General features: G+C 71.8%; 16 protein-coding genes and 1 tRNA gene. 3 read left to right on the plus strand and 14 right to left on the minus strand.

Annotated elements, in window-relative coordinates:
* Nucleotides 1-39 precede the first annotated feature (39 nt).
* The 7 genes from murI to clpS all read right to left on the minus strand — a co-directional run bounded on the left by murI (nucleotide 40) and on the right by clpS (nucleotide 4335).
* Complete coding sequence (gene murI / locus ELX43_RS11530; RefSeq protein ID WP_127783551.1) at nucleotides 40-870, minus strand: glutamate racemase; 831 nt, start codon at nucleotides 868-870, stop codon at nucleotides 40-42.
* The gene (locus tag ELX43_RS11535) at nucleotides 867-1505 is read right to left on the minus strand and encodes a rhomboid family intramembrane serine protease (RefSeq protein WP_127783552.1); all 639 of its coding nucleotides are present in this window, start codon (nucleotides 1503-1505) and stop codon (nucleotides 867-869) included. Before ELX43_RS11535 ends, murI begins: the two co-directional genes overlap by 4 nt.
* A complete protein-coding gene (locus ELX43_RS11540; RefSeq protein WP_127783553.1) occupies nucleotides 1502-2464 on the minus strand; it encodes a cysteine synthase in 963 nt (320 codons plus the stop codon). The genes ELX43_RS11535 and ELX43_RS11540 overlap by 4 nt, the downstream gene beginning before the upstream one ends.
* A 2-nt stretch (nucleotides 2465-2466) precedes the next feature.
* Complete coding sequence (locus ELX43_RS11545; protein ID WP_127783554.1) at nucleotides 2467-2745, minus strand: MoaD/ThiS family protein; 279 nt, start codon at nucleotides 2743-2745, stop codon at nucleotides 2467-2469.
* Between the two features lie 76 nt (nucleotides 2746-2821).
* The gene (locus ELX43_RS11550) at nucleotides 2822-3277 is read right to left on the minus strand and encodes a M67 family metallopeptidase (RefSeq protein ID WP_127783555.1); all 456 of its coding nucleotides are present in this window, start codon (nucleotides 3275-3277) and stop codon (nucleotides 2822-2824) included.
* 59 nt (nucleotides 3278-3336) lie between these two features.
* A complete protein-coding gene (locus ELX43_RS11555) occupies nucleotides 3337-3924 on the minus strand; it encodes a DUF2017 domain-containing protein (protein WP_127783556.1) in 588 nt (195 codons plus the stop codon).
* A 108-nt stretch (nucleotides 3925-4032) separates the two neighbouring features.
* Complete coding sequence (gene clpS / locus ELX43_RS11560; protein ID WP_127783557.1) at nucleotides 4033-4335, minus strand: ATP-dependent Clp protease adapter ClpS; 303 nt, start codon at nucleotides 4333-4335, stop codon at nucleotides 4033-4035.
* Nucleotides 4336-4410: 75 nt separating this feature from the next.
* On the opposite strand from clpS, the gene ELX43_RS11565 reads away from it, so the two are divergent.
* Nucleotides 4411-5706 (plus strand): nicotinate phosphoribosyltransferase, encoded by a 1296-nt coding sequence (locus tag ELX43_RS11565; protein WP_127783558.1) that lies wholly within the window; start codon nucleotides 4411-4413, stop codon nucleotides 5704-5706.
* 92 nt (nucleotides 5707-5798) lie between these two features.
* The gene (locus ELX43_RS11570; protein ID WP_241248919.1) at nucleotides 5799-7868 is read left to right on the plus strand and encodes an ATP-dependent DNA helicase; all 2070 of its coding nucleotides are present in this window, start codon (nucleotides 5799-5801) and stop codon (nucleotides 7866-7868) included.
* Between the two features lie 37 nt (nucleotides 7869-7905).
* On the opposite strand, the gene serB is transcribed toward ELX43_RS11570, so the two are convergent.
* The 5 genes from serB to ELX43_RS11595 form a co-directional block, all read right to left on the minus strand.
* Nucleotides 7906-9183, minus strand: a complete 1278-nt coding sequence (serB, locus tag ELX43_RS11575) for a phosphoserine phosphatase SerB (protein ID WP_127783559.1) — start codon at nucleotides 9181-9183, stop codon at nucleotides 7906-7908.
* Between the two features lie 151 nt (nucleotides 9184-9334).
* Complete coding sequence (gene ctaD / locus ELX43_RS11580; protein WP_127783560.1) at nucleotides 9335-11101, minus strand: cytochrome c oxidase subunit I; 1767 nt, start codon at nucleotides 11099-11101, stop codon at nucleotides 9335-9337.
* A 234-nt stretch (nucleotides 11102-11335) separates the two neighbouring features.
* Nucleotides 11336-11408, minus strand: a tRNA-Ala gene (locus ELX43_RS11585).
* A gap of 77 nt (nucleotides 11409-11485) precedes the next feature.
* Complete coding sequence (locus ELX43_RS11590) at nucleotides 11486-12208, minus strand: thioredoxin domain-containing protein (protein WP_206518006.1); 723 nt, start codon at nucleotides 12206-12208, stop codon at nucleotides 11486-11488.
* Nucleotides 12209-12350: 142 nt separating this feature from the next.
* Nucleotides 12351-12830, minus strand: coding sequence for a MauE/DoxX family redox-associated membrane protein (locus ELX43_RS11595; protein WP_127783561.1), 480 nt, complete (start codon nucleotides 12828-12830; stop codon nucleotides 12351-12353).
* Between the two features lie 169 nt (nucleotides 12831-12999).
* Between ELX43_RS11595 and ELX43_RS11600 the strand changes: the two genes are divergently transcribed.
* Nucleotides 13000-13689, plus strand: coding sequence for a VIT1/CCC1 transporter family protein (locus ELX43_RS11600; RefSeq protein ID WP_241249906.1), 690 nt, complete (start codon nucleotides 13000-13002; stop codon nucleotides 13687-13689).
* Here ELX43_RS11600 and ELX43_RS11605 read toward each other — a convergent pair.
* A complete protein-coding gene (locus tag ELX43_RS11605) occupies nucleotides 13664-14905 on the minus strand; it encodes an MFS transporter (RefSeq protein ID WP_241249907.1) in 1242 nt (413 codons plus the stop codon). The two genes, ELX43_RS11600 and ELX43_RS11605, sit on opposite strands and share 26 nt — an antisense overlap.
* A gap of 71 nt (nucleotides 14906-14976) precedes the next feature.
* Nucleotides 14977-16605 carry a phosphoglucomutase (alpha-D-glucose-1,6-bisphosphate-dependent) gene (gene pgm / locus ELX43_RS11610; RefSeq protein WP_127783563.1) on the minus strand — a complete coding sequence of 543 codons (1629 nt, stop codon included), beginning with the start codon at nucleotides 16603-16605 and terminating at the stop codon, nucleotides 14977-14979.
* Nucleotides 16606-16804 lie beyond the last annotated feature (199 nt).

Raw genomic sequence — 16804 nt, forward strand, 5'->3', positions numbered from 1 at the left:
GTCATGTTGCCACGGCCAACCGTGATCTGCGAGCGCGTCTTAGTCGACTGCGACACCGACCGGACCGGCGGCCGCACCAACTTCGGTCAGCTCCGGCCCCAGGAAGCGACGACCCAGCCGCGCGAACGAGGTGGGATCACCGGTGGAGAGGAACACCCTGGTCGGCGGCACCGGGCTCTCCCGCAGCAGCTCGGTGGCGCTGAGCACGCGCAGCACGTCCTTGGCGGTCTCCTCCGCGCTGGAGACCAGCGTCACCTGGTCGCCCATGGCCAGCTGCAGCACCCCGGACAGCAACGGGTAGTGCGTGCAACCCAGCACCAGGGTGTCCACCTCGGCGCTCTGCAGCGGCTCCAGGTACGCCTGGGCCAAGCCCAGGATCTGGCGTCCGCTGGTGATGCCGCGCTCCACGAAGTCCACGAACCGCGGGCAGGCCACCGAGGTGACGCTCACCCCACGGGCGGCGGCGAAGGCGTCGTCGTAGGCGCGGGAGGCGACGGTGGCGCGGGTGCCGATGACGCCGATACGGCCACTGCGGGTAGTGGCCACCGCACGGCGCACGGCCGGCAGCACCACCTCCACCACCGGCACGGGGTAGCGCTCACGAGCGTCCCGCAGGCAGGCGGCCGACGCGGTGTTGCACGCGATGACGAGCATCTTCACGCCCCGCTCCACCAGGTCGTCGGCCACCGCCAGCGCGTGCGCCCGGACCTGCGCGATGGTCAGCGGACCGTAGGGGCCGTTGGCGGTGTCGCCGACGTAGATCACCGACTCCGCCGGCAGCTGGTCGATGATTCCGCGGGCCACGGTGAGCCCACCCACCCCGGAGTCGAAGATGCCGATCGGCGCGTCCGCGCCCACCGGCGTGCTCACCGGCGCACGCCCGGGCCGAGCTGTCCGGCGGCACGGTCGCGGCGGGCCATCGCGCTCGCGGCGACCACCCCGCCGACGGCTCCGAAGAGGTGGCCCTGCCAGGACACGCCAGGCGCGCCGGGGAACACGCCCCACAGCAGGCTGCCGTAGAGCACCAACACCACCACGCCCACCGCCAGCTGGAGCAGGCTGCGGGTGAAGATGCCGCTGACGATGAGGTAGGCGAGGTAGCCGAACACCAGCCCGGAGGCACCCACCACCACGGTGTCCGGCTCGCCGAACAGCCACACCCCCACCCCGCTGACCAGCCAGATGATGGCGCTGACCAGCACGAACCGCAGCAGCCCCGCCAGCACCAGCACCGCGAAGCCCAGCACCAGCAGGGGCACGGTGTTGGACTGCAGGTGCCCGAAGTCGGCGTGCAGCAGCGGCGCCCAGAGGATGCCGTCGAGCCCGCTCACCGCGCGCGGCTCGATCCCGTCGTCGGTGAGCTCGTCACCGGTGGCGGAGTTGACCCCCTGGATCACCCACAGCGCGGCGACGAACAGCGCGATCGTCACGGCGGCCGTCTTCCACACGGGCTGCCCGCCCGGGGTGGAGGGTCGGTGCGCCGACGGGATCGCGGGAGGCCTCATGCCCAGAGCTGTCCTTCCAGGGCCGCCTCGGCCTCCTCGAGCGTCCCGGCGTAGGCGCCGGTGGAGAGGTACTTCCAGCCGGCGTCGCAGAGGACGAACGCGATGTCCGCCCGCTCCCCCGCCTTGACGGCCTTGCGCCCGGCGGCCAGCGCCGCGTGCAGGATGGCGCCGGTGGAGAACCCGGCGAAGATGCCCTCCTGCTCGATGAGCTCGCGGGTGCGTCGCAGCGCGTCCTTGGGTCCTACCGAGTAGCGGGTGGTGAGCACCGACGCGTCGTAGAGCTCGGGGATGAAGCCCTCGTCGATGTTGCGCAGCCCGTAGACCAGCTCGCCGTAGCGCGGCTCCGCTGCGATCACCTGGATGCCGGGCACCTTCTCGCGCAGGTAGCGCCCGGCCCCCATCAGGGTTCCGGTGGTGCCCAGCCCGGCCACGAAGTGCGTGATGGTGGGCAGGTCCTCGAGGATCTCCGGACCGGTGCCCCGGTAGTGCGCCAGCGCGTTCGCCGGGTTGCCGTACTGGTAGAGCATCACCCAGTCAGGATGCTCCGCGACGATCTCCTTGGCCATGGCGACGGCCTGGTTGGACCCGCCCGCGGCCGGGGAGGTGATGATCTCCGCGCCGTACATGGTGAGCAGCTGCCGGCGCTCGATGGAGGTGTTCTCCGGCATCACGCAGATCAGGTGGTAGCCCTTGAGCCGCGCGGCCATGGCCAGCGAGATGCCGGTGTTGCCGCTGGTGGGCTCCAGGATGGTGCACCCGGGGGTGAGCACCCCGTCGCGCTCGGCCTGCTCGATCATGGCCAGCGCCGGACGGTCCTTGACCGAGCCCGTGGGGTTGCGGTCCTCCATCTTGACCCACAGCCGCACCGGGTTCTCGCCCTCCCACTGCGGGGAGAGCGAGGGCAGGCCGACCAGCGGGGTGTGGCCCAGGGAGTCGAGCAGGCTGTCGTAGCGGGCCATCTCTAGCGTGCGCCGCCGGCGACCGCGGGGAGGATGGTGACGTCGTCACCCTCGCCGATGGGGGTGGCCATGCCGCCGGAGAAGCGGACGTCCTCGTCGTTGACGTAGACGTTGACGAAGCGGTGGAGCTTGTCCCCGTTCACCAGGCGCTCCTTGATGCCGTTGTGCTTGGCCTCGAGGTCGTCGATCAGCTCGGCCAGCGTGGCGCCCGAGGCCTCGACGCTCTTCTGGCCGTCGGTGTGGGTGCGCAGGATGGTCGGGACGGAAACGGTCACTGCCATGGGAGAGCTCCTGAGTTCGTGAGTGGTCCTTCGTGCGGGCAACGTCTGCAGGGGCGCCGGGGATTCCCGGCGCACGTCACTGCTGGTCGGGGACGTCGTCCGGACCGGAGTGCGCGAACCGGTAGCTCTCCACCACCTCGACGGGCTCCTCGGTGACCACGCCGTCGACGATGCGGTAGCTGCGCAGCTCCTCGGTGTCGGGCTCGCGGGTGGAGACCAGCACGTAGTGCGCGTCCGGCTCGGCAGCCAGGTTGATGTCGGTGCGGCTGGGGTAGGCCTCGGTGGCGGTGTGCGAGTGGTAGACCACCACCGGCACCTCGTCGTTGCGGTCCATCTCGCGCCACACCCGCAGCTGCTCGCCGGAGTCGAAGCGGTAGAACGTCGGTGAGCGCTCGGCGTTGATCATGGCCACGTGTCGCTCGGGACGGTCGGAACCCTCCGGCCCCACGAGGATCCCGCAGGCCTCGTCAGGGTGGTCGGCGCGCGCGTGGGCGATCATCGCCTCGACGAGGTCTGCCCGGATTGTCAGCACGCAACCCATCCTAGGCGACGCCGGTGCCGCGCCGACCGGGCCCGACGGGCCAGCCAGGCTCAGCTCATCAGCGACTGCACCAGGGAGTCCTGCACGAAGGTGAGCCAGTGGTACACGCCGAGGTGACCCGCGCGGGGGTCGTCCTCGGGCACCTCGTCCGGGGTGTCTGGGCCGATGTCCAGCATGGTGCCGAGGGTGAGCCGGACGTCGTTGATGGTGGCCAGCCAGGCGTCGGCCTGCGTGGTGTTCAGCGTGACCCGCCCGCCCCGCGGCGGGCAGGAGTCCAGCAGCACCTGAGCCGCCGCGCACTTGGCGTCGATGATCTCCGGCTCGTGCAGGCTGCGCAGCGCACCGGCGGCGTAGGCGCCCTGCTCCCGGTCGGCACCGTCCTGGGTGTAGGCCGGGTCGTCGAGGCGGTGGAAGTCCGGCAGCAGGCGCAGCAGGCTGTCGTCCTGGGGGCGGTCGCTGTGGCCGGTGCGCAGTCCGGTCATCCGGGAGAGCTCGTCGGTGGGGGCGTCGTCGGCGCGGGCGCGCAGCATCTCCACCACCGAGGACACCAGCCCGCGGAGCACCGCTGCCTCCTGGGGGTCGAGCTCGGTGCGCACCCGAGCTCCCCCGAACGTGCTCCTGCGTGACCAGTGCTGCATGAGGTGTGTCCCGGTGGGTTGGCTGACCACCCGCGCCGTGCTGCGGTGTCGGTCAGGTCGGTGAATGTGCTGTGTCGTGGCGGCGAGCTGCGTGCGAGCTGGGCGGGCTCAGCCGTCCCGCTGGAGGGTGGCCCACAGGCCCGCGGCGTGCAGCTTGCTCACGTCGCCCTCCATCTTCTCCTTGGTGCCTGAGGAGACCACCGCCCTGCCCTCGGAGTGCACCTGCATCATCAGCTCGGTGGCCTTGTCCTTGGAGTAACCGAAGAGCTTCTGGAAGATGTAGGTGACGTAGTGCATGAGGTTCACGGGGTCGTCCCACACCACCGTCACCCACGGTCGGTCCTCACCCCGCGCCTCGTCGGTTACCGAGTCGGGGTCGACCTGAGGTTCCAGCTCAGTGGGTGCAGCCATGGACTCCACCTTACGACCGAAACGGACGAACTCCCACGTCCCGGTCTCGGTACGAGCCTCGTACAGTGACCGGACGTGACGGCTTACACAAGCACCGCCCTGCTCACCGACCACTACGAGCTCACCATGCTCAGTGCCGCCCTCCAGGACGGCACCGGTGATCGGCACTGCACCTTCGAGCTGTTCGCGCGCTCGCTGCCCGCCGGGCGGCGCTACGGCGTGGTCGCCGGCACGGGCCGGTTCCTCGAGCTGCTGGCCGACTTCCAGGTGGGCGAGCAGGAGCTGGCCGCACTGGCCGGGGTGGTGGACACGCGCACGCTGGAGTGGCTGTCCGAGTACCGATTCCGCGGGGACATCGACGGCTACCCGGAGGGCGAGCTGTACTTCCCCGGCTCGCCCGTCCTCTCGGTGCACGGCACGTTCGCCGAGTGCGTGGTGCTGGAGACCCTGGCCCTGTCGGTGCTGAACCACGACTCCGCGGTGGCCTCCGCCGCCGCCCGGATGGTCAGCGCCGCCCGGGGCCGCACGCTCATCGAGATGGGCTCGCGGCGCACCCACGAGCGGGCCGCGGTGGCCAGCGCCCGTGCCGCCTACCTCGCCGGGTTCACCTCCACCTCCAACCTGGAGGCCGGACGTCGCTACGGGGTGCCCACCTCCGGCACCAGCGCGCACGCCTTCACGCTGCTGCACACCACCGAGCACGGCACCGACGAGGCCGCCGCCTTCCGCGCCCAGGTGGACGCCCTCGGGGTGGGCACCACGCTGCTGGTGGACACCTACGACATCCACAACGGCATCGCCACCGCCATCGAGGTAGCCGGGCCCGAGCTGGGCGCGGTGCGCATCGACTCCGGCGACCTCGGCGTGATGGCCGCGCAGGCGCGGGCCCAGCTGGACTCCCTGGGCGCCACCAAGACCCGGGTGGTGCTCTCCGGCGACCTGGACGAGTACGCCATCGCGGGGCTGCGCGCGGAGCCGGTGGACGCCTACGGCGTGGGCACCTCGCTGGTCACCGGCTCCGGTGCCCCCACCGCGGGCATGGTGTTCAAGCTGGTCGCCGTGGACGGCGTCCCGGTGGCCAAGCGCAGCAGCAACAAGGCCTCGCGCGGCGGAGCCAAGTCAGCGGTGCGCCGGGCGCGGGCGACCGGCACCGTGGTGGAGGAGGTCGTGCACGGGGTCGAGCACGCCCCCGAGCTGGGCCCCGACGACCGCGTCGTTCCCGTCCCGCTGGTGCGCAAGGGTGAGCCGGTGGAAGGCCTGCCCACGCTGGAGCAGTCCCGCAAGCACCTGGCCGCCGGGCTGGTCAGCCTGCCGTGGGAGGGCCTCAAGCTGTCCAAGGGCGAGCCGGCCATCCCCACCACCTACCTCTGAGCCCACCTACCTCTGAGCCCACCGACCTCTGAGCCCACCGACGCGCCACCGTGGGCGGGGCCACCCCGCCCACGGCGGTAGCGTCTGCACCCGTGCCCGACTCCCCTGCTCCTGACTCCGCACGCTTGCCCGCGGTCCCCGAGCTGCTCGCCAGCGCGGTGCAGGCTCTCGGCGGCGCGGAGCGCACCGGGCAGCTGAGCATGGCCTCCGCCGTGGCGCACGCGCTGGAGGGCGGCCAGCACCTGGCGGTGCAGGCCGGCACCGGCACCGGCAAGTCGCTGGCCTACCTGGTGCCCGCGATCCGGCACGCCGTCAGCTCGGGCAAGACGGTGGTCGTCTCCACCGCCACCATCGCCCTGCAGCGCCAGCTGGTGGACCGCGACCTGCCGCGCCTGGCCAAGGCGCTCAAGCCCGAGCTGGGCCAGGCCCCGCAGTTCGCCATCCTCAAGGGCCGGCGCAACTACCTGTGCCTGCACCGCCTCGACGCCGGCGCCCCCGAGGACCCCGACGAGGCACTGTTCGACGCCTTCGCCGTCTCCAAGATGGGCCGGGAGGTGCAGCGCCTGCACGCCTGGGCGGAGAAGACCGAGACCGGTGACCGCGACGAGATCGTGCCCGGGGTGAGCGAACAGGCCTGGCGGCAAGTCAGCGTCTCCGCCCGGGAGTGCCTCGGCGTCGCCCGCTGTCCGGTGGGCAGCGACTGCTTCGCCGAGCAGGCGCGCGCAGCCGCCGCCAAGGTGGACGTGGTGGTGACCAACCACGCGCTGCTGGCCATCGACGCCATCACCGGCATCCCGGTGCTGCCCGAGCACGACGCGGTGGTGATCGACGAGGCCCACGAGCTGGTGGACCGGGTGACCGCGGTGGCCACCGCCGAGCTGCACGGGGCCGCCATCAGCGCCGCGGCCCGGCGCTGCGCCAAGATGATCGACGACCGCGACGTGGACCGGCTGGAGGCCTCGGCCGAGGGCTTCACCATGGCGCTGGAGGACGTGGGCCCCGGCCGCTGGGAGCGGAGCCTGCCCGACCAGGCCGCCACCGCGCTGGCCGCCGTCCGCGACGCCGCCTGGGCGTGCCGCACCGCCATCGGCCCGGTCAAGCCGGGGATGAGCGCCGCCGACCCCGAGGCGGCCGCCGCCCGCACCGCCGCGCTGGCCCTGATCGACGAGGTGCACGACACCGCGGTGCGCGTGCTGGTGGCCTTCGACCAGCCCGACCCCGCCAAGCGGCACGACGTGGTGTGGCTGGCCGCGGAGGAGCGCCGCGGGCTGGTGCTCAAGGTGGCGCCGCTGTCGGTGGGCGGGCTGCTGCGCAAGAACCTCTTCGACGACTCCACCGTGGTGCTCACCTCCGCCACCCTGGCGCTGGGCGGCTCCTTCGACAACCTGGCCCGGCAGTGGGGGCTGCCCGCGGAGAACGCCGCCCGCAGCGACACCGGTACCGCCAGCGCCAAGGAGGCGCCGTCGGAAGGTGCGGCGAGCAGCACCCGCTGGTCGTCGCTGGACGTGGGCTCGCCCTTCGCCCACGCCACCTCGGGCATCCTCTACGTGGCCAAGCACCTGCCCGCACCCGGCCGGGACGGACTGGTGGAGGCCTACCTCACCGAGATCGAGGAGCTGGTCTCCGCCGCCGGTGGGCGCACCCTGGGGCTGTTCTCCTCCATGCGCGCGGCCAAGGCGGCGGCGGAGGCCATGCGCGAGCGCCTGGACACCCCGGTGCTGTGCCAGGGCGAGGACTCCACCGGCCAGCTCATCACCAAGTTCGCCGCCGACGAGGCCACCTCGCTGTTCGGCACGCTGTCGCTGTGGCAGGGCGTGGACGTGCCGGGCCGGTCGTTGTCGCTGGTGATCCTGGACCGCATCCCCTTCCCCCGCCCCGACGACCCGCTGCTGGTCGCCCGCCAGCGCGCCGTGGAGTCCACCGGGGGCAACGGCTTCCTCACCGTGGCCGCCAACCACGCGGCGCTGCTGCTGGCCCAGGGCGTGGGCCGGCTGCTGCGCAGCGTGGACGACCGCGGGGTGGTGGCCGTGCTCGACCCGCGCCTGGTCACCGCCCGCTACGGCGGCTACCTGCGGGCGTCGCTGCCGCCGTTCTGGCAGACCACCGACCCCGCCGTGGTCCGCTCCGCGCTGCGTCGGCTGGTGGACAACCCCGAGGCCTAGGCCCGGTGCGGGCCCGCGCGGTCCGCTCAGCCGGTGGTCACTGGCCGCCGAGGGGCACGCGCCGCAGCACCCCGTCGATGGCGTCCGCGGCCTCCACCTCGGCCCGGGTGATGCCCAGCACGAACAGCACCGCGTCCAGGTAGGGGTAGGACAGCGCGGTGTCGGCGACGTCGCGCAGCGCCGGCTTGGCGTTGAAGGCGATGCCCAGCCCCGCGGCAGAGATCATGTCGATGTCGTTGGCGCCGTCGCCCACTGCCACGGTCTGCTCCAGGGGCACGCCGGCCTGCGCGGCGAAGCGCTGCAGCGCCACCGCCTTGGCGGCCCGGTCGATGATCGGCCCGATCACCCGTCCGGTGAGCGTGCCGTCCACGATCTCCAGGGTGTTGGCCGCCACGAAGTCCAGCTCCAGCTCGTGCGCCAGGCCCTCGATCACCTGGGTGAAGCCGCCGGAGACCACCCCACAGTGGAAGCCCAGCCGGCGCAGCGTGCGGATGGTGGTGCGGGCTCCCGGGGTGAGCTCCAGCTCGTCGGCCACGTCCTGGATCACGCTCGCCGGCAGCCCGGCCAGGGACTGCACCCGCTGGTGCAGCGACTGGGTGAAGTCCAGCTCGCCGCGCATCGCGGCCGCGGTGATCTCGGCGACCTTGTCCTCGGCGCCGGCGCGAGCGGCCAGCATCTCGATGACCTCGCCCTGCACCAGGGTGGAGTCGACGTCGAAGACGATGAGCCGCTGCGCCCGGCGGGCCAGTCCGCCGCGCTGCACCGCGATGTCCACGCCCTCCCCGGCGGCCACCGCGGCCAGCCCGGTGCGCAGCGCGGTGTCCGAGGCGCTCTCCTGGCCCACGGTGCCCGTGGCCTCGGAGCCGTCGCCGGGGGCACTGACCATCAGCTCCAGGCCGGTGACCGGGTAGTCGGCCACTGCGCGGATGGCGTCGATGTTGGCGCCCTGCACCGCCAGCTCCCGGCCGATGGCGGTGAGCGCCCGCGCCTTCACCGGGCTGCCCAGCACCAGCACCGAGTGCGTGGAGGGGCTGCGACCGCCGCCGACCGGTGCCCCGACCTCCACGTCCACGTGCACGCCCACCGTCGGCATCACCTGCTCCACCGACGCCTTGAGCGCGTCGGCGTCCCCGGCGCAGCTGACCAGCACCCCCAGCGTGAGCCGCCCCCGGATGACCACCTGCTCGACGTCCATCACGTCCACGTCGTGCTTGGTCAGCTCCTGGAAGAGCACGGAGGTCACGCCCGGGCGGTCAGGCCCGGTGACGGTGACCAGGACAGTGCTCTCGTGCGTCGGCTGGGCTGGCCCGGTCACGTCGGGGTTCCTCCTGGGTTGGGTTCTCGCCCGGGCCTGGAGGCCCGGGTGCTGTCACGTCTTCTCACAGTGCCACGGGACGGCGATGAGCCCCGACCCACTGCAGGTCGAGGCTCATCGCTGGAGTGCTGCGGAGCTGGGTGCTACCGGTCTAGCGCGACCGGGGGTCGCTGCCGTTGGTGGAGTCCGGCTCCACCACGTTGCCGACCTTCTCCGACGGGGCGCCGTGGTTGGCGGCGGCCTTGCCGGTGTGCGCCTCGGCGCGCATGCGCTCCGCCATGTGCGGGTAGTGCAGCTCGAAGGCGGGACGCTCCGACCGGATGCGGGGCAGCACGGTGAAGTTGTGCCGCGGCGGCGGGCAGCTGGTGGCCCACTCCAGGGAGTTGCCGTAGCCCCACGGGTCGTCGACCAGGACCGGCTTGCCGTAGCGGTAGCTGACGAAGACGTTCCACAGGAACGGCAGCGTCGAGGCGCCGAGGACGAACGCACCGATGGTGGACACCGTGTTCAGCGTGGTGAACCCGTCGGAGGGCAGGTAGTCGGCGTAGCGACGGGGCATGCCCTCGTTGCCGAGCCAGTGCTGCACCAGGAACGTCAGGTGGAAGCCGATGAACGTGGTCCAGAAGTGGAACTTGCCCAGCTTCTCGTCCAGCATCCGGCCGGTCATCTTGGGGAACCAGAAGTAGATGCCGGCGTAGGTCGCGAACACGATGGTGCCGAAGAGCACGTAGTGGAAGTGCGCCACCACGAAGTAGGTGTCCGACACGTGGAAGTCGATCGGCGGGCTGGCCAGCAGCACACCGGTGAGCCCACCGAAGAGGAACGTGATCAGGAAGCCCAGGGAGAACAGCATGGGCGTCTCGAAGGTGAGCTGGCCCTTCCACAGGGTGCCGATCCAGTTGAAGAACTTCACGCCGGTGGGGATGGCGATGAGGAACGTCATGAAGGAGAAGAACGGCAGCAGCACCGCACCGGTGGCGTACATGTGGTGCGCCCAGACGGCGACCGACAGCGCGGCGATGGCCAGCGTGGCGAAGACCAGGCCCTTGTAGCCGAAGAGCGGCTTGCGGGAGAACACCGGGAAGATCTCGCTGACGATGCCGAAGAACGGCAGCGCGATGATGTAGACCTCGGGGTGGCCGAAGAACCAGAACAGGTGCTGCCACAGGATGACGCCGCCGTTGGCGGGGTCGAAGATGTGCGAGCCCAGGTGGCGGTCGGCAGCGAGGCCGAAGAACGCCGCGGTGAGGATCGGGAAGGCCAGCAGGATCAGCAGGCCGGTGATGAGGATGTTCCAGGTGAAGATCGGCATCCGGAACATCGTCATGCCGGGGGCGCGCAGGCAGACCACGGTGGTGATCATGTTGACCGCACCGAGGATGGTGCCCAGGCCGGCGATGGCCAGGCCCATGATCCACAGGTCGGCGCCGGCGCCCGGGGAGTAGACGCTGCTGGACAGCGGGGTGTAGGCGAACCAGCCGAAGTCAGCGGCACCACCGGGGGTGATGAAGCCGGAGATGGTGATGGTCCCGCCGAACAGGAACAGCCAGTAGGAGAAGGCGTTCAGCCGGGGGAACGCCACGTCCGGCGCGCCGATCTGCAGCGGCAGGATGTAGTTCGCGAAGGCGAACACGATCGGCGTCGCGTACAGCAGCAGCATGATCGTGCCGTGCATGGTGAACAGCTGGTTGTACTGCTCGTTCGAGAGGAACTGCAGCCCAGGAACGGCCAGCTCGGTCCGCATGAGCAGTGCCATCAGGCCACCGACGATGAAGAAGACGAACGCGGTGACCATGTACATCAACCCGAGGGTCTTCGGGTCGGTCGTCTTGAGCATGTTGACGATGAAGTTGCCCTTTTTCACCTCCCGGGCCGGGTACGGCCTGGTGGCGACGGGCTGGGGCGCTAGGGCCGTCACTGATCCTCCTGACTGCGCGTCCGACCGGGGTGAACCCGGGGGACCCGTGCTGCCTCACGAACCGCTTGGCTCGCGCATCCTGCACCGCGACCCACCCCGACGAGTCGGAGGAAAAGCGGCAGAGCAGATCGTAGCCGGAGGCAAGTGCCGCACAGCCGCCGCCCCGCCGCTAGCCGCCGAACGCAAGCGAGGCCCAGATCCTGTTCGGATCCGGGCCTCGCGTGCGTTCACGGGTGGAGCTGAGGGGACTCGAACCCCTGACCCCCACACTGCCAGTGTGGTGCGCTACCAGCTGCGCCACAGCCCCGTGCTGCGAGACAGAAAGTTACACGACGTGGGCACCAGAACTGAAATCGGGGGTACCCCTCTGGGCGAAACCGCTGGTCAGCCGAGCTGGGACACCCAGCTGGTGTTGCGGAAGTCCACCGACTTGCCGTCCCGGAGCACCGTCGGCGTCGCGACCGCGCCCACCGCGGCCGCCAGCTCGGCCTCCCCGGCCTGCGAGGCGGCCTGCGCGTCGGCGATGCGCGCCCCGCTGGTGATGCACGGGCCCGCCTCGGCCGACGCACCCACCTGGGTGGCCAGCTCCGCGAGCTGGTCGTTGCTCAGGTCTGTGCCGGCCCGCTCGGCCGGCTGGTTCTCGGTGTCGAAGAGGGTGGCGTGGTAGGCCGGGTAGGCCCGCCCGTCCCCCGTGGTGGCCACGCACAGGGCCGCAGCAGCCGCCCTGGTGGAGTAGTCCTTGCTGGCCGAGGCGTCGTTGAGGAAGTCCAGCGAGTGGTAGCGCACGGCGATCTTGCCCTCGTCCGTGGCCTGCGCCAGCTCCTGGCCGTAGATCTTCTCGAACTGGGCGCACACCGGGCAGAGGTAGTCCTCGTAGATGTCGATGGTCACCGGCGCGGTGTCCGACCCCACCCGCACCACGCCCTGGTTCACCTGGACCGGAGAGTTCTGCGCATGGCCGTACCCCTCGTTCCGAGCCTCGTTCTGGTTGCTCTGGTTGACGACCCCACCGATCACCACCACCGCCACGAGAGCGAGCACCACGCCGGCGATGATCGTTGACCGCTTGCTGGTCACCGGGCGCTTGTTCATGCCTTGGCTGCTCACGTGTTCCTCCGGGGCGGTTCGCCGGCGAGCCTGGTGCCGCAGACGTTGCACCCCAGGATGCCACTGCTGTCGCCGACGCCACACAGACACCGTTGACATGTTGGCGCACAACAACACTCACGCCAGGTCGGGCCTGGTGACCTCAGCGGGCGCGGGCCGGCGGCCAGGGTGAGCGCGAGCCGGCACCCAGCGCCACCGGGCTCAGCGGGCGGTACACCAGCCACCCCGCCAGCACCATGAAGCCCAGGTCACGGACGATCTCCACGGCGTAGTCCCAGGGTCCGACGTCGCCCACCCCTCCCCCGCCGAAGCAACCGCAGTCGATGGACAGCCCACGAGCCCAGACCGAGGACACCCCGGCGATGAAGCCGACCAGCACCACCAGCGAGACCACCGCCACCGGTCGCACCCCCACGCCGCACAGCAGCAGCAGGCCGAGCCCGATCTCGACGAAGGGCAGCGCGTTGGCGAACGGGGTGACCATCGACTCCGGCAGCAGCTGGTAGGCGCGCACGGCGACCACGGCCTGCAGGGGGTCGGCCGCCTTGATGGCGCCTGAGGCCAGCCACACGGCCGCCAGTCCGAGCCGGGCGAGCAGGCTCACCCAGGGAGTGAGGAACATCCCCGCAGAGTAGACGTTTCCCCCGGTCAGGGTAGCCTCTCCTTCGTCCACAAAGGATCGTCTGGCCGGTATCGTGCACCTGGTGACCACCTCAGCCATCCCCGGGTTCCGGGGCCCGGCCGCCACCGGCGGATCTGTCGCCAGCACGGCCCAGGACGGCCCGGGCGAGATCGGTCACACCCACGCCGACGTGTCCGGCGGGTGGCTGCGCGCCGCGGTCTTCGGCGCGATGGACGGGTTGGTGACCAACATCTCCCTGGTCGCGGGCATCGGCGCTGCCGGGGCCGCGCCACGCACCATCGTGCTCACCGGGGTGGCCGGGCTGGTGGCGGGCGCGTTCTCCATGGCGCTGGGCGAGTACACCTCGGTGTCCACCCAGAACGAGCAGGTGGAGGCCGAGGCGCGGGTGGAGCGCCGCGAGCTGCGGGACAACCCCGCGGGCGAGGAGGCCGAGCTGGTCGCCATGTTCACCGCGATGGGCATGAGCACCCCCACCGCCACCAGCGCGGCCCGGGAGGTGCACCACGACCCGGAGCGCGCGGTGCGCACGCACCTCACCCACGAGCTGGGCATCGACCCCGAGGAGAAGCCCTCCCCGATGGTGGCGGCGCTGTCGTCGTTCCTGATGTTCGCCCTGGGCGCGATCGTGCCCCTGCTGCCCTACCTGCTGGGCTTCAGCTCGCTGCTGGCCGGGCTGGCCGTGGGCGCGCTGGGGCTGGTGCTGGCCGGAGCGGTCGCGGCCACGTTCACCGCGCAGAAGTGGTGGCGCGGCGCCGCCCGCCAGCTGGTGTTCGGCGTCGTGGCGGCGGGCGCCACCTACCTGGTGGGCACCCTCATCGGGGTGGGCCCGGTCGGCTGACCTGCCCCTTGCCCTGCCCCTTGCCCTGACCCTTGCCCTCACCCGGAGCCGCTGCCCGGCCGGGCAGCGTCTCCGGGGCCCGTGCCCACACCAGTGCGGCCACCAGGGCGATGGCCCCGGTCACCCCGAAGGCCGCCGAGTAGGACACGTGCTCGGCCAGCAGGCCCGCCCCCACCGGGCCGGCGATGGCGCCCACGTCCGAGGCCATCTGGAAGCCGGCGAACACCGGCCCGCCCTTGCTCTCCGAGCCCACCACGTCGGCCACCGCGGCCTGCTGCGGCGGGTTCATCAGCCCCGACCCGACGCCCGCCAGCGCCGTGGCCACCAGGAAGGACACCGGCCCGCCGGTGAAGCCGAGCCAGATGGTGGCGCTGCCGGTGATCACCAGCCCGGTCAGGGTCAACCCGCGCCGCCCCCACACGTCCGACATGCGGCCGGCGGGCAGCAGCACCGCGGCGTTGCCCACGGCGAACACCGACAGCGCCACTCCGGACAGCGTGGCGCCCTGGTCCAGCGCCTCGGTGACGAACAGCGGGATCAGCGCCACCCGCACGCCGATCACGCCCCAGCCGTTGGCGAAGCTCGACGCCAGCGACGCCCGGTAGGCGCCGTTGCCGAGCGCCGCGCGCAGGGTCATCACCGGCCGGTTGTCGGTGCTGTCGCGGGGGGTGAGCGTGGACCCTCGCAGCTGGGTGTACACCACGGCGGCGGCCACCAGCAGGGAGACCATGTAGATCACGAACGGCACCCGCAGGCCGAAGCGCAGCAGCGCCCCGCCCACCAGCGGCCCGCCGATGCTGCCCAGCAGGAAGCTGGTGGCGTAGAGCCCGGTGACCCGGCCACGCACCTCCGGCGGGGAGATCCGCACCAGCAGGCCCACCGCGGACACGGTGAACATGGTCGAGCCGATGCCCCCGAGCCCGCGGAAGACCAGCAGCTGCCAGTAGGTCTGGGCGATGGCGCAGGCACCGGTGGACAGCGCCACGATGAGCAGGCCGGTGAGGTAGACCGGCTGCTCCCCCAGCCGCTGCACCAGCCGGCCGCTGGCGGGGGCGAACACCAGCCGCATGAACGCGAACGCGCTGATCACCACCGACGCCGCGGTGACCCCCACGTCGAAGGAGCGGGCGAACTCCGGCAGCGCGGGGGCCACCAGTCCGAAGCCCACGGCGATGACGAAGGCCGCGGCGACCAGCACCCAGATCTCCCGCGGCAGCGGTGCGCGCGCAGAGCTCCGGGCGCTCGAGGTGGTGTCAGGGTGGTCGGCGGGATCGGGGAGCGGGTCGCTCAAGCCAGGACCTCGGTGACCATCTCCTGGGCGGCCGCCTGCACCTGGCGCAGGTGGTCAGCCCCCAGGAACGACTCGGCGTAGATCTTGTAGACGTCCTCGGTGCCCGACGGCCGGGCGGCGAACCAGGCGTTCTCGGTGCACACCTTGAGGCCGCCCACGGGTGCGTCGTTGCCGGGGGCCCGGGTGAGCTTGGCGGTGATCGGCTCGCCGGCGAGGGTGTCGGCGGTGACCTGGTCGGCGGAGAGCTTGGCCAGGCGGGCCTTCTCCTCGCGGGTGGCCGGGGCGTCGACGCGGGCGTACACCGGGTCGCCGTGCTGCTCGGTCAGCTCGGCGTAGCGCTGCGAGGGGGTCTGGCCGGTGGTGGCGGTGATCTCCGCGGCCAGCAGGTCCAGGATCAGCCCGTCCTTGTCGGTGGTCCACGGGCTGCCGTCGTGGCGCAGGAAGGACGCACCGGCGCTCTCCTCGCCGCCGAAGCCGATGGAGCCGTCCAGCAGGCCCGGCACGAACCACTTGAAGCCGACGGGCACCTCGAGCAGGTCGCGGTGAGCGGCGGCCACGACGCGGTCGATCATCGAGCTGCTCACCAGCGTCTTGCCGATGGCGGTGTTCGCGGGCCACTGCGGGCGGTTGGCCACCAGGTAGCTGATGGCCACGGCGAGGTAGTGGTTGGGGTTCATCAGGCCGGCGTCGGGGGTGACGATGCCGTGCCGGTCGGCGTCGGCGTCGTTGCCGGTGGCCAGGTCGAAGTTGCCGCGCTTGCCCACCAGGGAAGCCATGGCGTTGGGCGAGGAGCAGTCCATCCGGATCTTGCCGTCGGTGTCCAGCGTCATGAAGTACCAGGTGGGGTCCACCACCGGGTTCACCACGGTGAGGTCGAGCTTGTGCCGCTCGGCGATCTCGCCCCAGTAGGCCACGCTGGCACCGCCGAGCGGGTCGGCGCCGATGCGCAGGCCGACCTCGCGGATCACCTCGAGATTCACCACCGAGGGCAGGTCGTCGACGTAGGTGCCCAGGTAGTCGTAGCGCTCCACCTGGCGCAGCGCCTCGCTCAGCGGGCGGCGCCGCACGTCGGCCAGGCCGCCGCGGAGGATCTCGTTGGCGCGGTCGGCGATCCAGCCGGTGGCCTCCGACCCGGCCGGGCCGCCGTCCGGCGGGTTGTACTTGAAGCCGCCGTCGCGGGGCGGGTTGTGCGAGGGGGTGACCACGATGCCGTCCGCCCGCCGGGTGGCGCTGGCGTTGTGCCGCAGGATGGCGTGGCTGACCGCCGGCGTGGGGGTGTAGCCGTCGCGGCTGTCGATGGCCACGGTCACGTCGTTGGCCACCAGCACCTCCAGCGCGGTGCCCCAGGCCGGCTCGGACAGCGCGTGCGGGTCGCGGCCGATGAACAGCGGACCGGTGGTGCCCTGGCTGGCGCGGTACTCGCAGATGGCCTGGGTGGTGGCCAGGATGTGCGCCTCGTTGAACGCGCCGTCCAGGGAGGAGCCGCGGTGGCCGGAGGTGCCGAAGACCACCTGCTGCGCCGGGTCGTCCACGTCCGGGGTGATGGACGTGTACGCCGACACCACCTCGGCGACGTCGATCAGGTCGGAGGGCTGCGCCGGCTGGCCGGCACGCTCGTGCGCCACGGGTACTCCTCGGGTCTCACGGGTTCGGAGGTCACAGGTCGGGGTGGGGCGCTGCGGGGCAGGCGCACCGGGGTCAGCGCTTCAGGTCACCACGGGCAGGCCCGCGTGCCGTCCATCCTCTCCCCCTCCCCCGACGGGCGCACACCCCGCCCGGTCGCAGTGGCCGCCAACGACGGCCGGGCAGGCAGCGCAGCCGGCA

Origin of the sequence: Rhodococcus sp. X156 (assembly GCF_004006015.1) — a bacterium.
Classification (GTDB): Bacteria; Actinomycetota; Actinomycetes; order Mycobacteriales; family Mycobacteriaceae; genus X156.

What these genes read in the sequence shown, in the direction of transcription:
- ELX43_RS11535 (WP_127783552.1), bottom strand. Translation starts at nt 1,505, where the DNA reads ATGAGGCCTCCCGCGATCCCGTCGGCGCACCGACCCTCCACCCCGGGC.
- ELX43_RS11540 (WP_127783553.1), bottom strand. Translation starts at nt 2,464, where the DNA reads ATGGCCCGCTACGACAGCCTGCTCGACTCCCTGGGCCACACCCCGCTG.
- ELX43_RS11545 (WP_127783554.1), bottom strand. Translation starts at nt 2,745, where the DNA reads ATGGCAGTGACCGTTTCCGTCCCGACCATCCTGCGCACCCACACCGAC.
- ELX43_RS11555 (WP_127783556.1), bottom strand. Translation starts at nt 3,924, where the DNA reads ATGCAGCACTGGTCACGCAGGAGCACGTTCGGGGGAGCTCGGGTGCGC.
- clpS (WP_127783557.1), bottom strand. Translation starts at nt 4,335, where the DNA reads ATGGCTGCACCCACTGAGCTGGAACCTCAGGTCGACCCCGACTCGGTA.
- ELX43_RS11595 (WP_127783561.1), bottom strand. Translation starts at nt 12,830, where the DNA reads ATGTTCCTCACTCCCTGGGTGAGCCTGCTCGCCCGGCTCGGACTGGCG.